The organism is Weizmannia acidilactici (assembly GCF_008974225.1).
GTDB classification, from domain to species: domain Bacteria; phylum Bacillota; class Bacilli; order Bacillales; family Bacillaceae_C; genus Weizmannia; species Weizmannia acidilactici.
The window spans coordinates 1-3,095 of record NZ_BKZR01000078.1; the positions used below are offsets into that span (position 1 = coordinate 1).

The 3,095-nt window shown below is 44.9% G+C and carries 3 protein-coding genes and 1 pseudogene; 3 read left to right on the forward strand and 1 reads right to left on the reverse strand.

The window, feature by feature from the left end; all coding sequences use genetic code 11:
- Positions 1-87 (reverse strand): annotated as a pseudogene (locus tag GBH70_RS17910) (3-oxoacyl-[acyl-carrier-protein] reductase); the annotation flags it as partial.
- A 190-nt stretch (positions 88-277) separates the two neighbouring features.
- Here GBH70_RS17910 and GBH70_RS16140 point away from each other — a divergent pair.
- From GBH70_RS16140 to GBH70_RS16150, 3 genes are all read left to right on the forward strand, one after another.
- The gene (locus GBH70_RS16140; RefSeq protein WP_151681984.1) at positions 278-1,372 is read left to right on the forward strand and encodes a glycosyltransferase family 2 protein; all 1,095 of its coding nucleotides are present in this window, start codon (positions 278-280) and stop codon (positions 1,370-1,372) included.
- On the forward strand, positions 1,365-2,054 hold the full coding sequence (locus GBH70_RS16145; RefSeq protein WP_151681985.1) for a lysophospholipid acyltransferase family protein: 690 nt from the start codon (positions 1,365-1,367) through the stop codon (positions 2,052-2,054). The genes GBH70_RS16140 and GBH70_RS16145 overlap by 8 nt, the downstream gene beginning before the upstream one ends.
- A 320-nt stretch (positions 2,055-2,374) precedes the next feature.
- Positions 2,375-3,095 (forward strand): PDC sensor domain-containing protein (locus GBH70_RS16150; protein WP_253694046.1); only part of this gene is annotated, 721 nt, incomplete at its 3' end.

Genomic DNA, 3,095 nt, shown 5'->3' on the forward strand with positions numbered 1-3,095 from the left:
CCCTTCTCCGGCAAGTCTCAGGGCGGAAGCTTTTCCTATCCCGGAACCTCCCCCGGTCACAATGACTACCCTATCTTTCAATTTCATATTCCCTTACTCCTCTCTGGTGGAATACGACAGTAGTTTGCCCGTCTTTTTTGCGTTTGTAACAAGACGGCAGGCAAAAAACTGCTCCCTGTGCCTGTTCGTTGTTTTTCTTCAATCTTCCATGTAATATAAAAATAGGAAACCGGTTTGCTAAAATCATAGCTTGTCCATGTAAAGGGGGGTACATGATATGATAGGAAATTACGCAGTCGTCATCCCAGCCCTGAATCCGGAAGAAGAACTGGCCGAGTATGTGGACCGCTTATTGGAAATAGGGGCGGCGCATATTATTGTAGTAGACGATGGGAGCAGTCGGGATCGTGCACATATTTTTTCCAAATTGACCACAAAAAAGAGATGCACTGTCCTCCACCATCCGGTAAACCGCGGAAAAGGGCGGGCACTTAAAACCGCATTCTCCTATTTTTTAGATCACCTCGGCAATCTGTCCGGCGTGATTACCGCGGATTCGGACGGCCAGCACAGCGCGGAAGATGTGGAAAAGGTCGCAGCCGCACTGGAGCATAACCGGGACAGCATCATATTGGGGTCGAGGGACTTCAGCCTGGAATACGTGCCCCCAAAAAGTAAATTTGGCAATCAATTGACGAGCTTTCTGTTCAAAGTGCTGTACGGCGAAAACATCGGGGATACACAAACGGGGCTGCGTGGTATTCCGAAGCAGGAACTCCCGTGGATGATCAAACTGAAAGGAGAACGGTTCGAGTATGAAATGAATATGCTGATCTATGCCAGAAAAATGAACGTGCGGATCCGTGAAGTGCCGATCCGGACGATTTATTTCAACCGCAACGAAGGCACCCACTACCGTTCGGTAAAGGATTCTTTGAAAATTTTCCGAAAAATCTTGTCCGGCTTGTTTTATTATTCTTATCCGGCACTCCTTTTTTTCATAATCGATATACTCAGTTTCTCTTTTTTATACCATTATGTAATCAATGGAATTCCGCATTTATGGAAATTGCTGGCTGCAACAGCTGCGTCGCAAATCATTGCCTTTGCCGTCCTTCTTCTTGTAAAACAAAAGCTGTTGAAATGGAAACGTTTTTTAGTGAAATACATTTTTGTCTGCCTTTCTTTTATTGTCGTTTCCTTTTTACTAATTGAAGCCGGATCCGGACTATTGCAATTCAATCTCGTTTTTGCCAAAGCTGCCGCGAGCGTGCTTCTCGCCCTTGCATTTTATCAAATCCAGCTCCATTGGGATGTGTTTGATGCGTTTTACCAGCATGGGCATCTGGCGGGGGAACGGCGCCATGGCTGAAGGATACGGATTATTTTTTAAAACAGTCCGGAAGTTTGCGCGGTTTTTTTATCCTTCTTATCATACCGAAATTTCCGGGGAAATCGACGGCCCTGCCGTTTATATTTCGCATCACCGCAATTTATTCGGACCGTTCATCACGCTGCTATGGTATCCGAAATTTGTCCGCACCTGGATCCTGCACGTTTTTCTTGACCGGAAATCGTGCAGCAAACAATATGCTGATTACACGTTCACTAAAAGATTCGGATTGCCCTTGGTATTGGCTAAACCTGCCGCATTTTTGTTGTCGCTCGGGATTACAAAACTGTTGCAATCCGGCAGAGGTATTCCGGTTTACCGGGGGACGAGAAAGATCGTCCGGACGTTTCAGATAAGCGTCGAGGCTTTAAAAAAAGGGGAAAGCATCGCCATTTACCCCGATATTGACTATACAGACCGTTCGGCTTCCGTAAAGGATATGTATGCCGGCTTTCTATATATGGAAAAATATTTTTACAAAGCAACCGGCCGGCATGTCCAGTTTGTCCCTTTATACGCAAGCAAAAAGAAACGCCTGCTGATCGCAGGCGCCCCGATTTTTTTCCGGGATGGGGAAGACTTCCGGACGGAAAAAGATGTTGTCTACAAAAAATTACATATGGCATTAAACCGGCTGGCGGCCCGGTGCGGGGAGCTTTGAAGGAAGCTGCTTTATACGCGCGGAGGGCATACGGATTTTCGTATCCCACCGTTTTTTTGGGGCTGAAAGTAAATTATAATCAGAATATTTAGAATTAAATGAATGAAAGTTTTCTTCTAAAAATTTCATTCCGATAATATATGAAGAGAAAATATAACACCAATGGGGAGACAGCAAAGGATGGCAACAAGAAATTTATTCCGCTTCGCATCAAATGGGGGCCTTTATTTGCATCGCCATCTTTATTCTGATCGTTGTAACGGTTGGCATATGCCACAACAAGCAATCTATTAAAAAATAACAACCGCAGTGTGAATCAAATGATTGCCAACCAGGCAGCGTCACTGGTGAAAACCGGGCTGTCCAGTTATGAAGATTCTCTAGACCAGCTTGCAGGGCTTGTGGCTGAAAATCTTCAAGATAAGAAAAATATGCAGGAAATTGAAGCGGAAATCCGGGCGGTACATACGCGAAATAAAACATTGGTTGCCGCTTATTATATGGATTTCCAGACCGGAAAGCTCCATATTTCGTCATATGCAAAGCTCAATCTTGATGTCAGGGATACAGATACGTACCGATACTTAAAAGCGAATCCAAAGATGCAGTGGCTGGATGTTTATAAAGACAAGGTGACGGGTGCGATTATGACTTCCGTCGTAGCCCCGGTTTTCTCGGACGGGAAGATGGTCGGGACAGTCGGGTATGATATCAATTTATCCACCATCGGCAAAATCCGTGCTGGCATCTCACTTGCTGAAAAAATTGAAGTAGCTGACAAGTGGATTAACAAGGGCTACTCTGTTTCAGTGGTGCTTAGAATTATCGGCATTCCCAGGTCTACGTACTATTACCAAAAGAATTACCGTGTGGAAGAAAAGAAAATAAGTGAGGGACGTCCGGCACCAGGCTATTCCATCAAAGAGGACGGCAAAAAGGTCTCAGATGAACAAATAAAAGAATTCTTACTGGAAGAAATCGCTGGCGATGCCTTTAACTACGGCTACAGGAAGCTGACGAAAGTGCTTCGCCGGAATTATA